The sequence below is a fragment of the Legionella sheltonii genome (assembly GCF_026191355.1).
In the GTDB taxonomy this organism is placed as follows: Bacteria; Pseudomonadota; Gammaproteobacteria; order Legionellales; family Legionellaceae; genus Legionella; species Legionella sheltonii.
In genome coordinates this window covers 54,524-75,652 of sequence record NZ_JAPHOQ010000015.1, presented here as the reverse complement: position 1 = coordinate 75,652, position 21,129 = coordinate 54,524, and the positions used below count along the sequence as shown (strand labels likewise).

The window sequence follows — 21,129 nt, the reverse complement described above, 5'->3', positions numbered from 1 at the left end:
CATTTATTTTTCACAAAAATCATTTAAAGCATCTATACTTACCTATGGTTTTAATCATTTTAACTAAGGAAGGGACTTATCATGTATAAGAAAATCATACAAGCAGCTGCATTTACTTTTACGTTAGCACTTAGCCCAGTAGTACTAGCCCATTCTTGGGGCTGCGGGGAAGGATTAAAAAATATGGTTGAATCATTAAAACTCGATGACAGCCAAAAATCTAAGATAAAACCTATTTTAGAGCAACTAAAATCAACAATACAAAATGATGCAGCTCAAATGAAGGGCTTACATGACCAACTCAATCAACAAGCTGAATCGGCTAATATGGATCAATCAACAGTTGACAGTTTAATTGATAAAAAGACAAAACTGATCGGCGACATGATGAAAGCTAAGATCACAGCTAAGAATCAAATTTATGCAGTACTTAACCCACAACAAAAAACAGAACTTCAAAATAGAATGAAAAAAGTGGAAGAAAAAATGGAAGAGAAATTTAAAAGCTGTCATGAAGAATAAACGAAGTATCCTGGGATCTGTTTTGACAATTCGCTAGACTGAGCCAAAATGTCGTGATTTTAGAATACGCAATACAGCGTACATCGACAAAGCATTTAAAATCACGACATTTTTCCAGGGTAGTAGGAGCCGCAACAGATCCTGTTTTAATGCAGAATCAATAATTATTATTCGTGAATTCTTAATCCGAACGGGCAAGAAATGTTATTAAAAGAATATCTATGTTGTGATGCAACCGAACTGGCAAAACGAATTAAAACACGCGAAATTAGTCCCCATGAAGCGTTGAATTGTGCTCTTTCGCGGATAAATGACGTCAATACAACACTCAATGCGGTAGTGAGTGACTGTTCCGATTTTGCAAAAAAATGTCTCACCACTCTTCATGGTGATGAGCCCTATTATGGTGTTCCTCTATTAATAAAGGATTTGGGGCAACCCATTGCGGGAATACGAGGTACTGAAGGATCACGTTTTTTTGCTAAAAATATTCCTCAAATCACCAGTGATTTAGTAAGTAAGATGATTTCATTAGGTTTCATTCCTTTTGCTAAAACAAATACACCAGAGTTAGGCCTTTCCTATGTTACTGAGTCTGCATTATTAGGACCATGTCACAATCCTTATGATCTTAATAGAACTACAGGAGGATCTTCTGGGGGGGCTGCTGCTGCAATTGCTGCAGGTATTGCGCCCATCGCTACAGCAAGTGATGGAGGTGGCTCCATTAGGATTCCTGCTGCATGTTGTGGCTTATTCGGTTTTAAACCAACTAGGGGCTTAACTCCAACAGGTCCTTTAACCGATGAATTATGGTCTGGCTTAGCAGTAAATTTTGTGTTAACTCGCTCTTTACGAGATTCTGAGGCATTATTCAAGCAATTGGCGGATCAATCTCGAGTCCATCCACTTATTCCAAATAGAAAATTAAACATAATATATTTAGATGGCGTTTTTGCACCAGTACCTGTTGCAGAACCATGCCTTGAAGCGGTACGCATAGTTGAGGAATTGTTAAAAAGTTTAGGTCATACAATACAAAGAAAAAGTTTGGCATTAGATCTTCAAACTATCGGTGATTGTGTGATAACCCTTATTGCCGCAAATACATCTACTGTTATTAAAATCCAAGAAATTCAATCAAGGAAAAAAGCAACGCGTGATGAACTTGAACCTGTCACATGGGAATTTTATCAACGAGGAAAGAAACTTTCTGCTTGTGAGTATTTAATTGCCAAGAGTCATTTATACCAGCTCATTCAGCCCCTTCATCAGTTACTCAATCAAAATGATTTAGTACTAACGCCTGCTTTAGCAAAGCTTCCATTACTTATAGGAGAATTAAGTACTCATGATGAATTTGAGCATTATTTACAAAAAAATGTGGAATTTTCTCCTTTTACCTCATTGTTTAACCAAGCGGGCTTACCGGCGATGACCCTGCCAGTTATGTTCCATAATCAGCTTCCGATATCAGTACAAATGGGGGCTGCTCAAGGAAATGACTTATTGCTGTATTCTGTGGCAAAAAAATTACACTCCATGCTGCCTGATTTGAGTCAAGTAATGCCCTTCAAGTTAAGCGAATAAAGGTGCCAGGCAAAAAAATATACAGCTTAATAATTGATGATTAATAAAACGCTTCCGGCAGAATCTGATCTGCTTCTGCTCCAACAATTTGCAGTCTCTCATGAAAACGAATGATTATAACGAATTTACAGGTTCGAGGCCTTTGCGTTTCAGAGTTTCCAAACTCGTAAGTAAAACGACTTATTTGATTATTTTTGTACGAAATATATACTAAATAATGGCCGTACATTTGATAATGAAAAGTTGAGAAAATCTCTACAACCCAGATCTTGATTTACGTCAAGCTGCAAAGGGCTAAAAGCTCCACCAGCAAGGGTAAATATCGGGATGGTCCAGATGATCCCCGCAAATTATTGGTCAACTGGTTCAAAATAAACCTGAGCCAACCCCGGGCCGTCCCCACTAAGATGCTTTATGCTATGAGCTTTTTGGTGCTGATATTTCACCCCATGTTCCAAACTAAAAATTGATACAAACTTTAAAATCTTCGAGGCTATAGGCTAAACAATAACCCTGTCTTTAGTCACGCACGGTTGTCGAAAACTCGAGAGTAATAACTCTCTAACTTACGAAATAGAGGTAATGAGTGATATAAAAGCCCTGATGATGCGCAGGGCTCATAAGCTATGATAATTATCTTTTAGGAAATTGGTTTGGCATAGGATTACCCTTTCCTATATTTTGGATATTTATATCCTTAGCACCACTTTTTTCGGCCATAGCACCTACTTGTGACATGTTACTACTGCCAGTCATACTCGTAGGCTTTGCCGCACTTTGATTGATGGGCGCATTATGACTCATTGGTGCAGTAGAATGCATTATAGTGGGTTTGGATTCAGGTTTTCTAGATTCTTGTTTTGCTTTTACGGCAGGAGTTGTTTTACTTTGAGAAGCGGTTACCTTGACGTTCTTTTTCGTATTTGCCATTTTTGTAGATGAAGATACTTTTTTCGCAGCAGGCGCCGCGGCTTTTTTGGTTGGTGAAGATACTTTTTTCGCAGCCGATGTTGCCGCTTTTGGGGCAGATGAAGATGCCTTTTTCACAGTAGATGCGGCTTTTTTTGCAGAGGAAGATGCTTTTTTTGCTGCAGTTTTAGCTGCGGTAGCAACTTTTTTTGTGCTTTTTGTCATGAACGATGAAGTTTCGTCCATCATCTCGTTCGCACGTTGATCCATATCACGAGAAATATTTAACCATTGCCGCTCAAGGATATTGAAGGTTTCTCTCATATAATTCATAGTCATCTGACTGTTTTGGATAAATAGCTCCATATTTTTATTAAAAAACTCTTCGGGTCTTTTTATATTGAATAAATCCATTGGCTTAATTAAAGATAAGTTCTGCATCATTTTAACGTTCAGTTCCATTAGTTTTTGCATTGGATTATCCATATTGTTAAAAATCTTTTGCTCAAAAAATTGGTTCTTCATAGCATCTCCTTATGTTGCATTGCACAATTAAGATTAGTTATTATTGCCGCGTTTGTCAAATAAAGCCATTTTTGATTCACATAGTTATCACCGAATTTAGAGTAATATCATTTTGATTTTTTTGTGATTTTTCCCTATCACTAAAAAAACTAAGCGTATAACTGGAAGTAGAAGACTCAATATGACTTTTAGGTGGCATTGTAAAAGCTGCTTCGTTCTGTTCCTGTTTTAAGCGAGACAAGAATAAATCTTCTTTCAAGTGTATAGAAACACTATCTGAGGCCAACTCTTGAATATAAAATAAATCACGATGTTCGCTATTTTTTATATATTTTGCAAATTCATCGAGATGCTCTATTTTCGATGAGACCAAATCGATATTTGCTCCTCGCATCATTAAATAAGTACTTAACTTAAAATGACTATGTTCTAAGGCCGTACAAAGTATCGGATCAAGATTTATTGAGAAAAGCATTTCTTGACTGCCTTTTTGTTTATCTAAATGCTGAAAATAAAGCTTCAATAGCAATTCTACAGTAGGTAAATAACCCTTTTCTGCCGCCACGTTTAATAAAGATTGGCAGTCTATTTGTTCAAAAGAAGGAAAAATATCAAATTGCAGTATCCCCTTAATTAATTGGGTATTACCTAATTTTACCGCCTCTTTTAATAGTTTGAATTTATACTTTTCATTAAAAAATTTATGTCTTTCTTCCTTGGTGATTTGATTTATGATGACTGTTAATGCGTCGAAATTCTCAATTTTCAAAGCACAAAGTACGGCTTCTTTTTTATCATCAATGTTGAGTACTTTTTGTTCCAATAATAACTTTAAAATACTCACATCAGCCTGTCTGCAGGCAAGATATAAAGCGGGAACCCTTGCTTTCAAACCTCCTTTAGCTTTTTGTGCTCTTTTTACTACAGCACCTCCATTTAATAAAACTTCTGTGGTTTTAAAATGGCTGTTTTTGATAGCAAGTTCTAGGGATGAAAGTCCATCTACTTGTTTTTGGATATTCGCACCGGCAGTAAGAAGCATTTTTACGTGTTCGGTCTTACCCATTTGAGAAGCGACCATAAGCGCAGTCCAATCTTTGTAATTTGGAGTATCTATATTTTCTCTGCCCAGAGTATGAATCAATTGTTCAAGATCATGCAAGTCTAGATACACTACTGCAGAATGCAGCGTCATTTGTTCTTGGGGGGCGCTTAAAACGGGTATACGTTTCTTTTTAAATTCAGCGTTACTGATTTTTTTAGATAAAATAACATGCAAATAATTTCGTGTCGCATACAATGCTTTTTCATAGGCATCACTTTGGTCCAGGCAAAGCCATTTGTACATCATCTTATCTTCTTCTAAAGCTTTTACTAATCCAGGCTCATCTTCAATCAATTCACGGCACAATGGAAGTTTAAATACTTCAAAAACCTCAAAAAAAGAATGGCCACCACTGTTGTATACCATCAGAGCAGCAAATGCAGTCATATATTTTTGAAATGAACCCTTATGATAAATGTGACCTAAACGTTTCTCTAATATCATATTCCTAATTTGAGCCAATGTAGTGCTGGAAATACCGTTAGAATATGGTTGTGTCATTCGTGAAAATAAAAACTGTGTCCATTGGCTTTCTATCATGAAACTTGCTTGATCTGCGGAGCGTTGAAAAGGTGATACAGTTTGTTCTTTTGTTTTTTCATCATAGCGAGCATCTACGGCATTGACTACATCATGATACAGAGGAAGTGGTGAGGTGGATTTCATTAAACCTTTTGCAGTCGTTCGTACTTTATCATGATCCTTTTTAATTATTCTTCCTCTTCCATCCATACCCATGGTAAATACAGTATCACTACAAAAATCAACCGGCATCGTTTGATCAATCTGAGTATTTAATGTGGACAAACTCGTACTGCACGCAATTTCCAACAAATTTGCACAGGCCTTTTTAGATAAACCGTAAAAATTATTTTTGGCTAACATACAGATTATTTGTGCATATTCCGTTTCATATTTATTAAGTATTGAATCCATCTCTCCTTTAAGAATTTTTTCTGCTTTTTTAATATGAGTCTTATCAGGGGTAGGTAAAGCAAATAAACGCTTTTTTAAATTTTTAGTAAACTCAATTAATTCGCTTTGATTCAGATCTTCTGCATTATTTTGAAGAAGATAATAAGCAAGTTGTGTTTCAAAATAGCGTCGAGTGGGATCTTCATTAATAGTAATAGGATCGGATTTAACCGTATATTTTTTAGATAATAATATTCCCCGAATTTCTTTAATAAAACCAAATTCCTCTTGTGACTTAATCCCTTCAATATAAAGCAGATTTAATTGATCGATGATCGCCAAATCAACCTTTGCTTGAATACAGGCATCCATAACAAGTAATAAACTTTCACCAACCGATAAAATAACTTCACCATCGGATTTATTTTCCGGTATATACTGAATTAAATATTTTTTTATTAATTCTAAAGGAATGCTCATAATAATCGTCCTTAATTTTTATGAGTAATCATCCAATATACTGCGTAATTATTTTTGCTTCAACTTCTGGCTATTTAGTGTTTTTTGAAAACTGAAATTGATATGGGTTGGACCCTAGCTCTAATTTGATTAGTCAAATGCATTAGGAAGTTTTGTTGGACCAAGGTCCATCCCAGGTCTCTATGTCTTATATGCTACATAACCATTATTTGTATGAGACAGGATAGTACTTATTATACTTATTTTGCTTAAAACATACTTTTTGTAAAAAAAACGATAGCATAATTCCTGTTTTTTCAGGTAGGATGAAAAGGGTTTTTATTGTTATTTTTTTCAAGGAGAGAGTATTGTGGGCAAACTTACTGTTGATGGAATGAGCGCTGTTGAAAAAGCAAAAAAAGACCGTGCGGAAGCACTAAGATCACTAACTTCCACACCATTTAATGTCAATGATGAGAAACAACAAGCTGCATTAAAGAAATACATAAATGACTTCGAGTACAATGCCAATCTCATGTATCTTTTCCAAGGAATGAGTACTGGACTAACCGCTTGGGGTGGCTCTTGGCTTGCAGGGTTTCTTCTACCGATCCCCGAATTTGCGAAGTACTTCCTAAGTATGTTTCTGTATTGTGGCGCTGCTGGTTATATTCTCCAAAATTTTAGCCTCGCTGACTTCCATAATCAACTCGACGAAATGAAGTTAATTTACAACTGGTGCTTGAAGAAAAATCAACCTGAATATGATGGAACCGATAATACCGAAATACTCTCCAACTCGGATGTCCAACGTATGATTAAATTAATGGCCCCACTCTGCCCTACTGAATTTATGTGCGTATGGAAAAAAGTAACTTCGGCAGAAGAAACTAAAACTTCTATTTGGAGTGGTTTCTATCATGCTTATTCACTCTTTTCTGCACCTAAAACCGATGTTGATCTTAATCGTCTTCAAGATTTAAAAGCCAGTGTAGAGCGCCGAGAACTTGATGTGGGTATATATAAAGGTGTAGAGAGTGCCGTTCGTTACTTCGCAACAGACTCTCATTTTAGAGAACTTTTAATTGCCAAAGTACAGCAACCTGTGGAGCAAATAAAAGGGATGTTGCCATCAGTACTTAGCTTAGGACATTCAAAGTCTGAGTAATAGACTTGCAGCTGGTGTCAATTGTATCCTGGGTGAAACGCAGCAATAAGGGATTTTTTACTATTACGATTTTACCGAGGGACCTCTTGGATATAGCACTCGTGTTACGATCAGAGATCCCTCGCCAAACTTGGGATGACGCCAGCTCCTCTATACTTTACCTACACTGACGATAAAATTTTTGTAGTGAAACTACTTCTTAAATAAAACCCGCGCGGTAGGGTTTTGATTTTATTGCCTTGAATATCATAACCGTAACATAAAGATTTTCCATTTGCGGCTTTAGGCCGTACTTGCAAATACTCCCCTTCTTTTGCATCGACGCTTTCAAGATGCCCAGTACCGATTTGTAAAGACAAATAATTCCAATCTGCTTCTAAAATACTCTCTTGTAATCCATCTGGTGACCATATAAATCCTTCTCCAATCCTTCTTTGTGGATATGGAATGTCTGTATCTCCTTCTACGGGAACCCACAGAATTCGTTTTAATTTAATGTAGCATTGGGAGGTCTTCCATTCTTGTCTATGAATTGTTAACAGAGGAATAGAGGTAATGAATGTCGATTCGGTGGGTTTTCCAGATTGATTTAAAGGAAGTGTTTTAAGTTCTACGCCGAGAAGTTTGAAGTCAGGCAATGATTTATTTTGGGCATCAGTGCCTAAAGCTAACTCAATGGCCTGGCCGACCCACCCTTTTCGCTGATTTGGATTAGCTGGAATAGATAAGCCTAGACTTAAAGCAAGTTGTGCAAAACTAAGACCAGCAATGCTGGAGCAGCGTTCAAGTAATTCCGCTTCAGTTTTCGGTGCTCTGTTTTTTAGAGATGAGATCACCTTGTCCCTCTTTAATTTCAATGGAAATCGGTTCTATAGGCGGTTTAATATTTGCTGCTTTAAACTGTGTCATTATGGCAAACAATACTTTAGATTGGACTTCAATTCGAGTATGTATTTGCACATTAATGAAATACCGAACCTCAAACTCAAGCAAGGCTTCATCAATTTTTTTAAGAAACACTTGAGCCGGTGGATCGCCAACAATTTCTGGGGTCGTTGCCAAAATATCCTGTATTAGTTGCTGAATCATTACGGGATCATCAGAACGACTGACTTTTATAGGAATAACTGTTCTGACAATACCGTCCTGATGTGTCCAGTTAGTAAAAGGCTTATTAAATGTTTCTGCATTAGGAATCAATACTTCCATATTGTCCCAAGAAGAAACTCTCATAGACCGAATGCCAATATGAGAAACACGTCCTTCATGTTCTCCTACTGTAACTAAATCCCCTTCTCGTACAGGCCGCTCAACAAGTAACATGAGACCACCAACAACGTTGCTGGCAAAATCACGTAAACCAAATCCCATACCAACTGCAAGTCCCCCGATAATCATTGACATACCGCTAAAATCAAATCCAAGCACATGGAGAGAAACAAAGCCACCTAAAAGAACTATTGCATATTGACTAAAGACCGAAAGACTATTTCTTATCCCAGCATCTTTAGCATTTTTATACAACCAACGATAACAAAATTCACGCGTCCATTTGGCAGCCCAAACACATACTGCAAGTAGAATAAAAAACCCTATTGTACTGGTGATAGTGATATGGATACCTGGGATATTAACAATGGTATATTGCGCAAATTTACCCAAGCTGATCATAACCCACGAATCAGAATGCCAGCCAAATAATTGAAAAAGAACCAACATGCTCGCAACAAGTAATAGAATCCGCAGAATTTTATCTAAGGGTTTTAAAAAAACCTCTACCCATAACCATCCATTACGCAACGAGGAAATCATTAATTCTGAAAACAATTCCAAAGCATCGAATAACAGGCCTCTTGAAAGGATGTAACCCACGAGAACAAGTAAAGCATAGGCCTGATATTGACTCATATTCCATGCTAAATTGATAAATCCTAATAAGCCGATTACAGCAGTAGTAAATAATGTTATGGGTACAAGGATCACCAATAAAGAAATTGCATTTTTAACGTATCTTTTTTGACTTTTTAATAATGGACGAAGAAGATACGGAATGACGTCCTTACTTTTCCATATCACCAAGGACACCGTTAAAATAAAGAGCATAAATAAACGGTTAAATATGTCTTGAAGCAGTATCGATAAGGGTAATGAATGACCGAGGGTCATTAAAGCTGTAGTCCATCCACCAAAAAGTAATAACCATTTTAAACGGTAATAAAGTTTGACATCCTTACCTGATGAGTCAGTAATTCGCTCTAGTAACACTAAGCGCGCTATCAAGATTAAAATCTTAAAAGTAAACCATACTGCAATTAATTTAAACAACAACTGATAATTAGAAAAGGAAATATGGGTTACATAGAGCAATGCCCATAACATAGAAACGATACAAAAATAAGGTATGTTTCTTTGCACTAAAACCAAAATACCATCATATAGATAACCGGTTAGACGGGAGCGCTCTTTATCTCTACGAAGCGTTCTTAAAAAACGGCTTATCATGAAGAAAAAACCGGCTATAAAGACAAATCCACCCCATAAGATCACCATAGATAAAGGACTTAACCATAAATAGCTATCGTATACTTTTAAACTCAATGTGTTGATGTATTTATAAAATAAACCGGGAATCGCTGCAATTTTATTAAGGATAATAGGCCAACTGCTAATATTGTAATCCGCAAGAGTTTGTCGAGCAGACATTAATTTCTTAAGCTGGGCTTGATAATCAGACAAATTCTTAATGAGCAGTTGTTTTTGGGCATTCGCCTCTTTAAGTTGCAGAGCTAAGGTAGCTTGTAACGATCGTATCGATTTTTTTAAATTAAGGGTACCAATAAGTTTCGTTTCATTATTCAGAAAATTGCTTATTTGTTGGATTGTTTTTTCAACTTTAGAATATTGATTTATAGCATCTTTATAAATATCAGTGATTAATTGTAAATTTTTTGTATCTGGATTTTTAAGATAAATAATATCTGCTCTTACTACGGTCTTCTGGATATTTAAAGCATTTAAATGATTTTGAATCGCTGCAATATTTTGATTGTTCATTAATAACATTGCTTCATAATCTGCCGCAGAAAGTGGTTTTGATGACCTGGAATTTTTATCGGATTGATTTTTGGTATTGGTTTCATAAAGTACAGCCAAACGCTTATTAAGTTGTTCTTTTAATGCCTTAATTTGCGCTAGTTTTTGCTCAAGAACAAAATTCGAATGCCACAGCTCCAAGTGTTTTATCTCTTCATTCAATGATGATTGATATTCTTTGGCAAGCTTTAAATTTTCAATTATGAGTTGAGTGGTTTGTTTATTGATGTTAAGTAGGTTTTCTACTTTTTCTACGCGCTCAGGAATCGTTGTATTTTCTTTCGATATTGGCATCTGCTGGAGATGCTTTAAACGCTGATTTAAATTATTTTGTTCTTTATACTGATGGTCGAGAAAACTTTCCAAGCTTTCAATCTTAACGCGGCTCATCGAGAGAATGGCGGATACTTGCTTCATTTTGACATTAAACTCTTTCTCACTTTGAAGCATGATGGGCTGCTTTGTTTCCTGAATGGATTTTGTTAAATGCGCTTTTTCTTGGGTTAAATATTGAGTAAAAGTAGCCGGTTTCTTGGCCGGAGCAGCTAGCGCCAAGGAAGAACAGAAAAAAAAGAAAAATAAGAAACTTAAATATCTTCGACTTTCAGAGAGTGATTTTATTTTTATTAATAAAGAACTCTTGCTATACATACAGGGATCCTTCTCCAAATTAATTTTGATATCAATTGAATGAGAGATCCCTGTCTTTGCAGGGATGATCAATTTTTTTGCGAGGCTAGCTAGACTTCTAACCAGCTTGTTATTTAGTCTGTGTCGTTGGAGCAAGTCTTATTCCTAATTCAGTTAATTGCGTGTTACCCGTAGGAGATGGCGCGCTCGTTAAAAGGCACGATGCTGTTTGAGTTTTAGGAAAAGCAATAACATCTCTAATTGATGTTGAATCTGTAAGTAACATCGCTAGGCGATCGATACCCAGGGCGATACCACCATGCGGTGGTGCTCCATATTGTAAAGCATCCAATAAAAAGCCAAACTTTTCCTGAGCCTCTTGCTCATTAATTCCAAGCAACTCAAAAACTGCTTTTTGTAAATCTGATTGATGAATACGAATGGATCCCCCTCCGATTTCATAGCCATTAATTACAATATCATAAGCCTTGGCTAAGGTCCGTGTCGGATTAGCACGTAAGTTCTCAGGTGATAGATCTTTAGGTGAAGTAAATGGATGATGCATCGGATTGAGTTTGTTAGCGTCATAATCCATTTCAAACATTGGCCAATCAACAACCCATAATAATTCCCACCCATCTTTAAGCAGTTTTCTATCATGGCCTAATTTTATTCTTAGTGCTCCCATCGCTTCATTAACAATATGGTTTCTATCCGCACCAAAGAAAATAACATCTCCAGTTTTAGCTTCTGTGCGTCGCAGAATTGCGAGTACTGCATCTTCGGAGAGAAATTTTAAAATAGGAGATTGCAAACCGGTCATTCCTTCATCCAGATCATTTACTTTAATGTAAGCAAGCCCCTTAGCTCCATAAATACCGACAAAACGGCCATAATCATCCAAATCCTTTCTGCTTAGATCACAGCCGCCTGGGAGTCGTAATGCAATCACTCTGGATTCAGAATCATTTGCAGCAATAGAAAATACTTTAAAATCACAGTCTTTAACTATGTCAGCCACATCAATGAGTTCTAAAGGATTGCGTAAATCCGGTTTATCACTACCAAAGCGCCGCATTGCTTCAGCATAAGGCATTCTGCGTAATTTTTCAGGTAAATCCACATCAAGAATTTGTTTAAATACCGTTTTTAATAAACCTTCGATGAGATTGATGATGCTTTCTTCATCAATAAAAGACATCTCGATATCAAGTTGTGTAAATTCAGGTTGTCTATCGGCTCGTAAATCCTCATCACGAAAACAACGAACGATTTGATAGTACTTGTCAAACCCAGAAATCATAAGTAACTGTTTAAAAAGTTGTGGTGATTGAGGCAACGCATAAAATGACCCAGGATGAACTCTGGATGGTACCAAATAGTCGCGTGCTCCCTCTGGGGTTGCTTTGGTTAGCATTGGTGTTTCAATATCAAGAAAATTCTGCTGATTAAGATAGGTACGAATGCAACTGTTTAACTGATGTCTTAATGTGAGTTTGTGCTTCATTGATGGACGGCGCAAATCAATGTAACGATATTTATAACGTAGATCTTCATTCACAACTTGAAAATCATCAGGTAAAAATGGAGGTGTTGGTGATTGGTTAAGAATTTCAAGCTTGCTGCCAATTACCTCGACTGTACCTGTAGCCATCGCTGGATTAATCATCCCTTCGGGTCTTTTACGCACCACTCCGGTAATTCGCACCACAAATTCGGAGCGTAATTTTTCTGCATCAGAGAAACATTCTTTATTTTCTGGTTCATAAACTACTTGCAAGATACCTGAGCTATCACGTATATCAAGGAATATGACACCACCATGATCTCGACGATGATGAACCCAACCACAGACAATAACTTCTTTACCTAAACTTGACTCATCGACGCCCAAACAGTAGTGTGTACGCATATAAAAAACCGCCTATTTAAATTTTTACAAATTGTTTGTTAATGCTGCCTCGGACATTGGCGGCATCACTCCTAAAGAAATTATAAATTTAAGTGCCTCATCAATACTCATATCTAACTCAATAACATCACTTCTTGGAAGCATCATAAGAAAACCTGAAGTGGGGTTAGGTGTAGTAGGGATAAATATAGAGACTAATTCTTCTTTTGTTTTATTATTTATTGATGAACTTGCTGCACCGGTTTGGAAAGCAATGCTCCACAATCCTTTACGTGGATACTCAATTAAAACTACTTTTCTAAAAGCCTCACTATTTGTTGATAATACGGCATTAATGACTTGTTTTACTGTTTTGTATATTGAGCGGACTAGCGGAATTTTAACAAGAATTGATTCCCCCCACTCTACTAATCGCTGTCCGAAATAATTAGTAGCAATTATTCCAGTAACAAGAAGAATAATAAGCGATAAAATAACGCCTAAACCTGGAATATAATGGCCAATTAATTGTTCGGGTTGATACGCTTTAGGGATCAAAGCCAAGGTATTATCAAGTAAGTCAATAATAAAACGCAAAACTCCTATCGTGATGAGTATCGGTAACCATACCACCAATCCAGTGAGTAAATAACTTCTTAATGACAATGGTTTCACTTAGTGTCACCGTCTTTAGTAGTTTTTGAGGAAGAAGTATCATTTGCTTTATCTGCAGTACCGGAATTATCATTTTTAGTAGTAGCTTCTGCAGGTTTAGTATTTTTGTTTTTAAAATCAGTAGCATACCAACCAGTACCTTTAAGTTGAAAGCCAGCGGCAGAGATCAGTTTGACCACTGTATCTTTATAACATACAGGACACTGTTTGACCGGCTCATCACTAATTTTTTGCATTAAATCAAAGTGATGATTACAACTGGTACATTGGTATTCATAAATTGGCATCGAAAACGACTCCACTAACTTCAGATAGTTCAAACTAACCTATAATTATAACGAACTCCGAAAGGATGAACAATATGTAAGCCCTATGACATGGGTTTAGATTTTTGGGTATTCCTTTGAGTTATCTAAATTTTTATAAATATTTTTCGTCGATATAAAAAGGCAGCCACAAGAAAATTTAAAAAAAGAAACACTATGGCATAAAAAAGCCCTGCATTTTCTTGACTAAAAGTTCCAAATAGATATTCCGCGATGACTACTCTTAAGACGTCTTGAGATCCATCGGGTAAGTGAAAAACAAACATGGATTGAATCTTCAGTAAAACAACATGAAAAATAAAAATAAAGAGTGCATTCATGCCAAAAATCTTAAATGGAATAGACCATTTTGTATAACCCAATACATCGATAACAAAAAAACATAAGCCAAAAACGATAAGGGAAAAACCACTACTCCATAAAATAAAAGTGCTTGTCCATAAATTTTTATTAATAGGAAAGCTATAACTCCATATCCAGGCGATTAACAGTGACAGCAAACCCACTGCGATTAATATTGCGCTTTTCTTTTGTTTACTGATACGAGTTAATAAAAAATGTCCTGTTAATAGGCCAGAAAGTGTTGTAGCGACTGATGGGATAGTACTTAAAAGACCCTCTGGATCAAAAGTCTTAAATAATAAATGTGCAGGAGAAAATATTTGACTATCGATACAAGCGCCCCAGTTGTTTTCCATACTTAATTGATCTGTTCCAGAACCAGGAAATGGAATTTGAGTTAGGAAAAACCAATAACCGATAATAATCCCGAAAAAGATAATAATTTGTGTACGGATGGAGGTACGAAGATAAAGAACCGAACAGATGAAGTAACATAAAGCAATACGTTGCAAAATTCCATAATACCGTATCGTTGATAAATTAATAATTTTTGGAAAAACACTAAGAAATAATCCAAAAAAAATTAAAAGGAATGTACGCGTTAAAATACTTCGGTAAAGTTGGGCATTGCTTGCCTCATTAATGTTTTTCTTTAGACTGATAACCGTTGTGATCCCGACTATAAACAAGAAAGCAGGAAATACTAAATCAGCTAAACTGCAACCATTCCACTCAGCATGCATTAATATGGGATAAGAAACCCTGGTTCCAAGGCTGTTAACTAATACCATTAACGCCATAGTTAGACCGCGGAATACATCTAAAGACAAGATACGATGATTATCAATTGGATTACTAATCATAAAAGATTTTCATTGAAAAAAGAAATATGATAGCAATAATATGCTAAGTTGTCTTCAAACCGCGCACAGGAACATCCATATGATACACGTAATGTTTGATAATTTGTTCTGCTTGTTCACAAGTTAATGGCTTGCTAATTGCTCCCTCCATAAAATAATGTTGGCAATCATATTTGACCACATCCGCTTCAAAACCAGTCAAAGCGATAATGGGAACATGATGATTTGTATTTTTTTCCTTTTGACGTAGTTGTTTTGCAACCACATATCCTGAGGAGTCTTCAAGACCAATATCCATTAAAACGAGATCATATTTTCCTGGATGAAATAATTTTATAGCGCTATCTGCAGAATCTGCTATATCGACGTGACAATGTAATGCAGTTAAGAGTGCTTTTTCAACATTTTGCGCAATGATATTATCTTCCACCATAAGCACAGTAGGCAAGTAACCTTCTTTCAGGGAGCTATGAACGTTTTGATTATGTTCCTGTAGTGCATTAACATGGGTTTTAAGTTCTTTATTTAAAGTAACGTCGTTCAAAATAACAATTAGTCCAATTATTTTTTTATTGCGGTCATGCATTGGTATTCGCGACAATTGAAAGTAATAAGCTGTACCCGAATTGTCTTCAATTGGTTTTTCTTCGACATGATGTTGTGGAACACCCGAAAAAATTACCTTCATATCCTCTAGTTTTAATTCTTCTACCCGTTGCTTATCCCAGTGCGCAAACTCCTCCATTTGCTGATAAGGTGAACCCTTCAGATCTTTGAGCGTATTTAGTCCAAGCAATTTGATGAAATTATTATTACATCCTTTGAGATTACATTCAGTATCAATCCAGTACACAATGTGGGGCATTGAATTGATAATTTCCATGTAATATTGATGAATGGAATCAATCTCATCTTGAGATCTGTTTTTAGCGTGGGGTGACATGCAAATACTCCAATAATTTATCGTTTCGCATGTAAATTATAGTACAGGTATCGTATTTTGAGTTTTTAGTTTAAATGTGCAAGAAGTTAAGCATTACCCTCGGACATATCCTCATCCAACAGCCCATTGAAGAAATTTATTGTAGTAATAGTGACCATTAAGAGCAAATATTGAATTAACATGGCCTATACTAAAACTATCAGTGATGTAATTCCATCAGATCTATGATCGATTCAAATAAATTTCAGCGGCTATATAGGATTATTGATTTATTAATAGCATCCGATTCGGCTCCCTCTTTTTGGAAGGGTACTATTCCAAGTTGGAAGGGTACTATTCCAAGGACACAAAATCTCCCTGCTACCGTTTTCTCTATGAGGGAACTGTTCGAAGAACATCAAAGTAGCCCTTTTAAAAGCGACTTTTCAGAACAATTAAGATTATTGATTAATTTAGGAAAAAAAGCAGATGATGCATTAAATGCCGAAGAAAATAGTGTTAAGGAAAAATTGAGTACTTTTAAAATGTTCAAAAGCCTTTCAAGAGATCCTATAACACAAGATTTTTATGAAGCGATTGCTCAGTTGAAAGATTTAGATAACCTTCCTGAGAATGAGCAAAATATCTTAATCAATGAGGTTAAAAATAAATTATTAGATATAATTCAGGAGAGAAAGAGTGTTCATTACAAATCTCCACGCTTAATGACGGACATATTACACGAAGAACAACAGGAGCGATTGCTAAAGTCTCAATTAAAGCTCCATGCTGCCGAAGATAGAACAATAACCTATATTTACAGTGATATCCCTCCATCACAAGTGTTTAGGCAAGGATTTAAATCAAATGGATTAGATCGAGTACTTTTTGATGGAGTATTGGGACGATCTGTTGATAAAGAATCAAGTATGTATCTCATCTCTCAAAATCACTTGGATTTAAAAAAAGCCCAGAAACATAAATATGTTTATGTTGTAGATGTTTTTTCTTCAGCAATAATAAATACAAATGATTTCTCGAGAAACCCTGTTCCCAATCTGAGTTTGATACCGCGTGCGGTTGAGCCTGGCGAAGTCGTTGGTTGTTTTCAAGTAACTAGTGGAGAAAGGCCTCAAATTGTGGGTGTGGAAGGGAACAAAGAGTATAAAAAATCAATAGCTCCAGGTGAGAAGCTTTTATTTAGAGCGGATAGCCGTCATCATTCTGGTGATCCTTCCAAAGATTTAGCATTAAATAATTTTAAAGAAGGTTCAATGAAGCCCAAACCAAGCAATATATTTAACTCTGGGATGAAGCCATGGACTAAATATTCTGATGATTACGAAGGACATATTGATAAACGAACACCAACCATTTTTATTTCTAGCACTGACGACATTGAACGGGCACTAAAATTTCCTGAAGAGGTGAAAGCAAATGAAAAGCGTTATATTTATGTAATGTATAAACCTGAACGAACAATTAAATCAAAAGACCTATATGCAAATAGTCTACATGCAATCAATGATAGTGAATATTTGGTTCCAGGCGGTATTTCAGGTGAACATATTATCGGTATGTATACCTATGAAAATGGCAAATTCACTTCCTTTGATCATAATCCTAATTGTACGGTAAATATCGGTAGTAGTCCTAAAGATTTTTTAGAGGAGCGTGGCTTACCGATAACTGAAGATATGGAGAACATCGAGGAAAAGCATTCAAAATTCGAGCTGTGATTAGATTAGGGCGTGTTGACAATTTATCCCCACCGGCTACGTGCCGCGACGTGTTCGCGGCATCCAGGAAATGGTCAAGTTAAAGATGAACTTAATTCATTGCTCTAATCGATTGATGAATAAGAGCAAACTCATAATATATCGATTTCAATATCAAGTATAAAACGAGTTTGCAATGGCTAGACTGATGCTCAGTGATGAGCTATGGTCTAAGCTAAAGGATATGATAGCGAGGAAATTCGAGATCAGATTAGGCAAAAATCATCTACTCCAATGATTCCTCGGAAGACGAACTCTAAAACTGGGAATGCTGATATTGATTGGGGTCTATACAAATATCGTCATCTAGTTGAAAACGTATTTGCGCGACTTAAACATTTTCGAGCTGTTGCCACAAGATATGATAAATTGAAGAGAAATGATGCGTCAATGCTCGCAATGGCTTGTTCCTATATTTGGCTACCAATGTAATCCGTGAAATTTAGGTGATATCATCGCATTGAGTCCAACACTCTGATCAAAACAAGGAAGCAAAATGAAGTCATTTTATGTCTATATTATGGCAAGCAAGCGAAATGGTACACTATACGCTGGTTCAACATCAGATTTAATTAAACGAGTCTGGGAACATAAAAACAACCTGATTCCGGGATTTACAGCTAAGTACAATGTACATATATTGGTTTATTATGAGGTTCATGAAACCTATATAGAAGCTGCTCGACGTGAAAAGCGATTCAAAAATTGGCCCAGGCAGTGGAAGTTACATTTGATTGAGAACCTAAATACAGAATGGCATGATCTTTATGAAGAAATTTGCCACTGATTAAGATCGGCTGGTTGCCGCGAACACGTCGCGGCACGTAGGCGGTGGGGATGAATTGTCAACACGCCCTAATATTTTACATTTAATTTTCAAAAAAAATTCTTTATAGTCATCTACCCAGGGCAGCCCCGGGGACGTATCATAGGGGATAGCCAGTTGTAAAAGCTAACGCAGAATCCACTCAATTTGTTGCTTTAAATCAATAGAAATTTCAGAAAGCTCCTCAAGTTCGTAATCCATATAAGGATTTTCAACTGTATTCGTCTCTTGATGCTGCCGTATTTTCTTATCGCGCTCCTGGTGTAACCATAAAATCTGCGGCTTAAATAAATGAAGTATCCCTTCAACCCAGTTGTCCAGTGCTTGCCAATAAGGATCATCCTGTAAGCTCATTTTGTAGCGTTTAAGCAAACGCGCACTGTGATCAGCAGGATACCAAATTTCGGAGGTTACCCAGCGATTAACAGTGAATAAGCGTATGGGTTGTCCTAATTGATTCATACCAATAGCGACTAAATGAGTCATTGGATTATCAATATATCTGTCCCAATCGGCTAAAGGTGCTGGTTTGATACTTTTAGGAATCTGTTTGTACCGTAAAAAACAATGAAAATGGCCGTGCTCAGTACTTTCATAGTTTTCTCTGTGGCAGTGATAAAAATATTGAGCCCCCGTTTTATGATCGATGCGATCTCCCTTAGGGTAATGACTCATTCGTTCGAAACGACGTTTTTTATTTAGGGCGTAATGAAGAATGTTTTTACCCTTATTTGTCGTCATCATTTGTTGTGATTCTAAAATTTGTTTGGCGTAATTCAAATAAATATTCTTATGCCACTTACTTAGTTCGGGTAAGGTAAAATCTGAATGGGTAATCATATTTCTTACTTCATGAAGGAATAATACGAAGAGGTAGTAAAAACTACCTCTTTTAGAGAATAAAGATTACAGATTACTCGCCAGAGCAACCACCGCAACCTTTACAACCTTTGCAGCCTTTACAACCTTTGCAGCCTGCACAACCTTTGCAACCTTTGCAGCCTTTGCAAGTGCTAGTAGTTGTAGAAGCGTCATCTGCATAAGCAACAGAAACTACAGGAGCTGCTAATACAGTTAATAGAGCAGCTACAGCTATTGTTGATTTTTTCATAATTTTACTTCCTTGATAGTTAATGATTTTTAACCCAATTAGATATTAGCAAAGAAATTGGAGTTTTTCTTCCTTTTTTTGAAAAAAGTTTATTTTTTCAGGCATTTTTATCGCATTCAATATGCTTAAATCAAGATAGCTCTTTTTTCGAAACCATTAAAAAGAATTTATCCAACATTCTTGCACTTAAAATCCATTTAAGAAAAATCATGAGATGAGCCGGAAATGTAACTGGATACTTGATCCTAGGTCTTTTAGATTCAATTGCATGAATAAATTTACTAATTACTGCATCGGGTTTGCGAGTAAAAACAGAGTCCGATTTTTTTTGTTTAAAACTTGTCAGCATTTTTTCATATTGTTTGGAGAAATAACTATTGTGCACATTAATATGACTTAATGATTTATCAACACTGTTATCTCGAAAATGGCTTTCTATTGGACCAGGCTCTATTGTAATGACATCAATACCTGATGATTTCAATTCAAGCCTCAACGTATCACTAATCCCCTCTACGGCATACTTTGAGGCATTATACGCGCCACGAAAGGGCAAACTAATAATACCTAAAATTGAACTTAAATTAATAATGCGGCCATACCCCTGCTGACGCATCACGGGAATGGCAAGATTTGTGAGCTCGACCAAGCCAAAAACGTTGGTTTCAAATTGTGCTCGTAATACATCGCGTGAAATATCTTCTAAAGCCCCTGCTTGACCATAACCCGCATTGTTGATTAAAACATCTAAACGTCCTTTTGTGATAGCAAGGACTTCAGTAAACGCACTTTGAATTGAAGATGAATCAGAAACATCCAGAACAACCGCTTCTATTCCCATATCCAATAATTTTTGAACATCATCTTTATTTCTGCAGGAGCCTATCACTCTGTGCCCTCTTTTTTTCAGAGCAAAAACAGCATCAAAGCCTATACCACTGGAACAACCAGTAATTAAAATGATTCTTTCCTTCATATATGAAATCCAAAAATTGCTCATGAAAATGATTTATAATCTATAATTCATAATGTAACAACAAAAAGATGGGGTTGCATGATGGAAAAGGTTAGCATCCAAAGTTACAAAATGGTTACGCGTATTCTACTCTCCGTTACCCTCCTTATAGGTTTTTTCTACAGCAGCCTGGTTAAAGCAGATTCGCCACCTTCACAACTACCCGGCCAGCAGCTTGCTTATTTTATTGGATATCATTCTGGCGGCTATTATGAACCACCTCCATATTATTATCATCGTCATCATAGGAATCTGGTCTGGACCCCCTGGAGATATGTAGGACATGGCTGTCGCAGAAGTTGTCTTATTGATCGCTGGAGTGGTCGTGTTATTCGTTGTAGAAGAATGTGCCGATAATAAAACGTTTTTATAAAAACAAGGTGTGCACAGAGCACATCGCCCCGAGAGTTAGCGTCCGCCATCATCCAGTGGCAGTGTTCTCATTCCTGGCATCCCGAGGGATC

The 21,129-nt window shown here is 36.4% G+C and carries 18 protein-coding genes and 1 pseudogene; 7 read left to right on the top strand and 12 right to left on the bottom strand.

Annotation, left to right across the window (positions count from 1 at the left end):
• The first annotated feature begins 81 nt into the window (after positions 1-81).
• Positions 82-522: a Spy/CpxP family protein refolding chaperone gene (locus OQJ26_RS16160; protein WP_265704755.1), complete on the top strand. Its 441-nt coding sequence runs from the start codon at positions 82-84 to the stop codon at positions 520-522.
• A 201-nt stretch (positions 523-723) separates the two neighbouring features.
• On the top strand, positions 724-2,112 hold the full coding sequence (locus OQJ26_RS16155) for an amidase (protein WP_265704754.1): 1,389 nt from the start codon (positions 724-726) through the stop codon (positions 2,110-2,112).
• Between the two features lie 633 nt (positions 2,113-2,745).
• On the opposite strand, the gene OQJ26_RS16150 is transcribed toward OQJ26_RS16155, so the two are convergent.
• Both OQJ26_RS16150 and OQJ26_RS16145 read right to left on the bottom strand, forming a co-directional pair.
• A complete protein-coding gene (locus tag OQJ26_RS16150) occupies positions 2,746-3,546 on the bottom strand; it encodes a hypothetical protein (RefSeq protein WP_265704753.1) in 801 nt (266 codons plus the stop codon).
• A 76-nt stretch (positions 3,547-3,622) separates the two neighbouring features.
• Positions 3,623-6,046, bottom strand: a complete 2,424-nt coding sequence (locus tag OQJ26_RS16145) for an ankyrin repeat domain-containing protein (protein WP_265704752.1) — start codon at positions 6,044-6,046, stop codon at positions 3,623-3,625.
• Positions 6,047-6,395: 349 nt separating this feature from the next.
• Here OQJ26_RS16145 and OQJ26_RS16140 point away from each other — a divergent pair, with 349 nt between their 5' ends.
• Complete coding sequence (locus tag OQJ26_RS16140) at positions 6,396-7,193, top strand: hypothetical protein (RefSeq protein WP_265704751.1); 798 nt, start codon at positions 6,396-6,398, stop codon at positions 7,191-7,193.
• A gap of 161 nt (positions 7,194-7,354) precedes the next feature.
• Here OQJ26_RS16140 and mutH read toward each other — a convergent pair whose 3' ends face one another.
• From mutH to OQJ26_RS16105, 7 genes are all read right to left on the bottom strand, one after another.
• The gene (mutH, locus tag OQJ26_RS16135) at positions 7,355-8,029 is read right to left on the bottom strand and encodes a DNA mismatch repair endonuclease MutH (protein ID WP_265704750.1); all 675 of its coding nucleotides are present in this window, start codon (positions 8,027-8,029) and stop codon (positions 7,355-7,357) included.
• Entirely contained in the window at positions 7,992-10,937 is a 2,946-nt protein-coding gene (locus tag OQJ26_RS16130; protein ID WP_416209967.1) for a mechanosensitive ion channel domain-containing protein, read from the bottom strand. Before OQJ26_RS16130 ends, mutH begins: the two co-directional genes overlap by 38 nt.
• Positions 10,938-11,046: 109 nt before the next feature.
• Positions 11,047-12,828 carry an aspartate--tRNA ligase gene (gene aspS, locus OQJ26_RS16125; RefSeq protein WP_265704748.1) on the bottom strand — a complete coding sequence of 594 codons (1,782 nt, stop codon included), beginning with the start codon at positions 12,826-12,828 and terminating at the stop codon, positions 11,047-11,049.
• Between the two features lie 24 nt (positions 12,829-12,852).
• Positions 12,853-13,482, bottom strand: coding sequence for a DUF502 domain-containing protein (locus OQJ26_RS16120; protein WP_265704747.1), 630 nt, complete (start codon positions 13,480-13,482; stop codon positions 12,853-12,855).
• The gene (locus tag OQJ26_RS16115) at positions 13,479-13,769 is read right to left on the bottom strand and encodes an FmdB family zinc ribbon protein (RefSeq protein WP_265704746.1); all 291 of its coding nucleotides are present in this window, start codon (positions 13,767-13,769) and stop codon (positions 13,479-13,481) included. Before OQJ26_RS16115 ends, OQJ26_RS16120 begins: the two co-directional genes overlap by 4 nt.
• 125 nt (positions 13,770-13,894) lie before the next feature.
• Positions 13,895-15,013 (bottom strand): acyltransferase family protein, encoded by a 1,119-nt coding sequence (locus OQJ26_RS16110; RefSeq protein WP_265704745.1) that lies wholly within the window; start codon positions 15,011-15,013, stop codon positions 13,895-13,897.
• Positions 15,014-15,056: 43 nt separating this feature from the next.
• On the bottom strand, positions 15,057-15,956 hold the full coding sequence (locus OQJ26_RS16105; protein ID WP_265704744.1) for a response regulator: 900 nt from the start codon (positions 15,954-15,956) through the stop codon (positions 15,057-15,059).
• A 224-nt stretch (positions 15,957-16,180) separates the two neighbouring features.
• Between OQJ26_RS16105 and OQJ26_RS16100 the strand changes: the two genes are divergently transcribed.
• The 3 genes and pseudogenes from OQJ26_RS16100 (at position 16,181) to OQJ26_RS16090 (ending at position 18,500) form a co-directional block, all read left to right on the top strand.
• Entirely contained in the window at positions 16,181-17,674 is a 1,494-nt protein-coding gene (locus tag OQJ26_RS16100) for a scabin-related ADP-ribosyltransferase (protein WP_265704743.1), read from the top strand.
• Positions 17,675-17,890: 216 nt separating this feature from the next.
• Positions 17,891-18,145 (top strand): annotated as a pseudogene (locus OQJ26_RS16095) (transposase); the annotation flags it as partial.
• A 64-nt stretch (positions 18,146-18,209) separates the two neighbouring features.
• Positions 18,210-18,500, top strand: a complete 291-nt coding sequence (locus OQJ26_RS16090; RefSeq protein WP_265704371.1) for a GIY-YIG nuclease family protein — start codon at positions 18,210-18,212, stop codon at positions 18,498-18,500.
• Between the two features lie 165 nt (positions 18,501-18,665).
• On the opposite strand, the gene OQJ26_RS16085 is transcribed toward OQJ26_RS16090, so the two are convergent.
• The 3 genes from OQJ26_RS16085 to OQJ26_RS16075 all read right to left on the bottom strand — a co-directional run bounded on the left by OQJ26_RS16085 (position 18,666) and on the right by OQJ26_RS16075 (position 20,626).
• Positions 18,666-19,379, bottom strand: coding sequence for a DUF6969 family protein (locus tag OQJ26_RS16085; protein WP_265704741.1), 714 nt, complete (start codon positions 19,377-19,379; stop codon positions 18,666-18,668).
• Positions 19,380-19,452: 73 nt separating this feature from the next.
• Complete coding sequence (locus OQJ26_RS16080) at positions 19,453-19,650, bottom strand: hypothetical protein (protein WP_265704740.1); 198 nt, start codon at positions 19,648-19,650, stop codon at positions 19,453-19,455.
• Positions 19,651-19,780: 130 nt separating this feature from the next.
• On the bottom strand, positions 19,781-20,626 hold the full coding sequence (locus OQJ26_RS16075; RefSeq protein ID WP_265704739.1) for an SDR family NAD(P)-dependent oxidoreductase: 846 nt from the start codon (positions 20,624-20,626) through the stop codon (positions 19,781-19,783).
• A 78-nt stretch (positions 20,627-20,704) separates the two neighbouring features.
• Here OQJ26_RS16075 and OQJ26_RS16070 point away from each other — a divergent pair, with 78 nt between their 5' ends.
• Positions 20,705-21,022, top strand: a complete 318-nt coding sequence (locus tag OQJ26_RS16070; protein WP_265704737.1) for a hypothetical protein — start codon at positions 20,705-20,707, stop codon at positions 21,020-21,022.
• Positions 21,023-21,129 lie beyond the last annotated feature (107 nt).

Excerpts from the sequence above, each read along its gene's own strand:
- OQJ26_RS16150 (WP_265704753.1), bottom strand. The coding sequence starts at position 3,546 with ATGAAGAACCAATTTTTTGAGCAAAAGATTTTTAACAATATGGATAAT.
- aspS (WP_265704748.1), bottom strand. The coding sequence starts at position 12,828 with ATGCGTACACACTACTGTTTGGGCGTCGATGAGTCAAGTTTAGGTAAA.
- OQJ26_RS16155 (WP_265704754.1), top strand. The coding sequence starts at position 724 with ATGTTATTAAAAGAATATCTATGTTGTGATGCAACCGAACTGGCAAAA.
- OQJ26_RS16115 (WP_265704746.1), bottom strand. The coding sequence starts at position 13,769 with ATGCCAATTTATGAATACCAATGTACCAGTTGTAATCATCACTTTGAT.
- OQJ26_RS16130 (WP_416209967.1), bottom strand. The coding sequence starts at position 10,937 with ATGTATAGCAAGAGTTCTTTATTAATAAAAATAAAATCACTCTCTGAA.
- OQJ26_RS16085 (WP_265704741.1), bottom strand. The coding sequence starts at position 19,379 with ATGATTACCCATTCAGATTTTACCTTACCCGAACTAAGTAAGTGGCAT.
- OQJ26_RS16100 (WP_265704743.1), top strand. The coding sequence starts at position 16,181 with ATGATCGATTCAAATAAATTTCAGCGGCTATATAGGATTATTGATTTA.
- OQJ26_RS16110 (WP_265704745.1), bottom strand. The coding sequence starts at position 15,013 with ATGATTAGTAATCCAATTGATAATCATCGTATCTTGTCTTTAGATGTA.
- OQJ26_RS16090 (WP_265704371.1), top strand. The coding sequence starts at position 18,210 with ATGAAGTCATTTTATGTCTATATTATGGCAAGCAAGCGAAATGGTACA.
- OQJ26_RS16070 (WP_265704737.1), top strand. The coding sequence starts at position 20,705 with ATGATGGAAAAGGTTAGCATCCAAAGTTACAAAATGGTTACGCGTATT.
- OQJ26_RS16160 (WP_265704755.1), top strand. The coding sequence starts at position 82 with ATGTATAAGAAAATCATACAAGCAGCTGCATTTACTTTTACGTTAGCA.
- OQJ26_RS16080 (WP_265704740.1), bottom strand. The coding sequence starts at position 19,650 with ATGAAAAAATCAACAATAGCTGTAGCTGCTCTATTAACTGTATTAGCA.
- OQJ26_RS16145 (WP_265704752.1), bottom strand. The coding sequence starts at position 6,046 with ATGAGCATTCCTTTAGAATTAATAAAAAAATATTTAATTCAGTATATA.
- OQJ26_RS16105 (WP_265704744.1), bottom strand. The coding sequence starts at position 15,956 with ATGTCACCCCACGCTAAAAACAGATCTCAAGATGAGATTGATTCCATT.
- OQJ26_RS16075 (WP_265704739.1), bottom strand. The coding sequence starts at position 20,626 with ATGAAGGAAAGAATCATTTTAATTACTGGTTGTTCCAGTGGTATAGGC.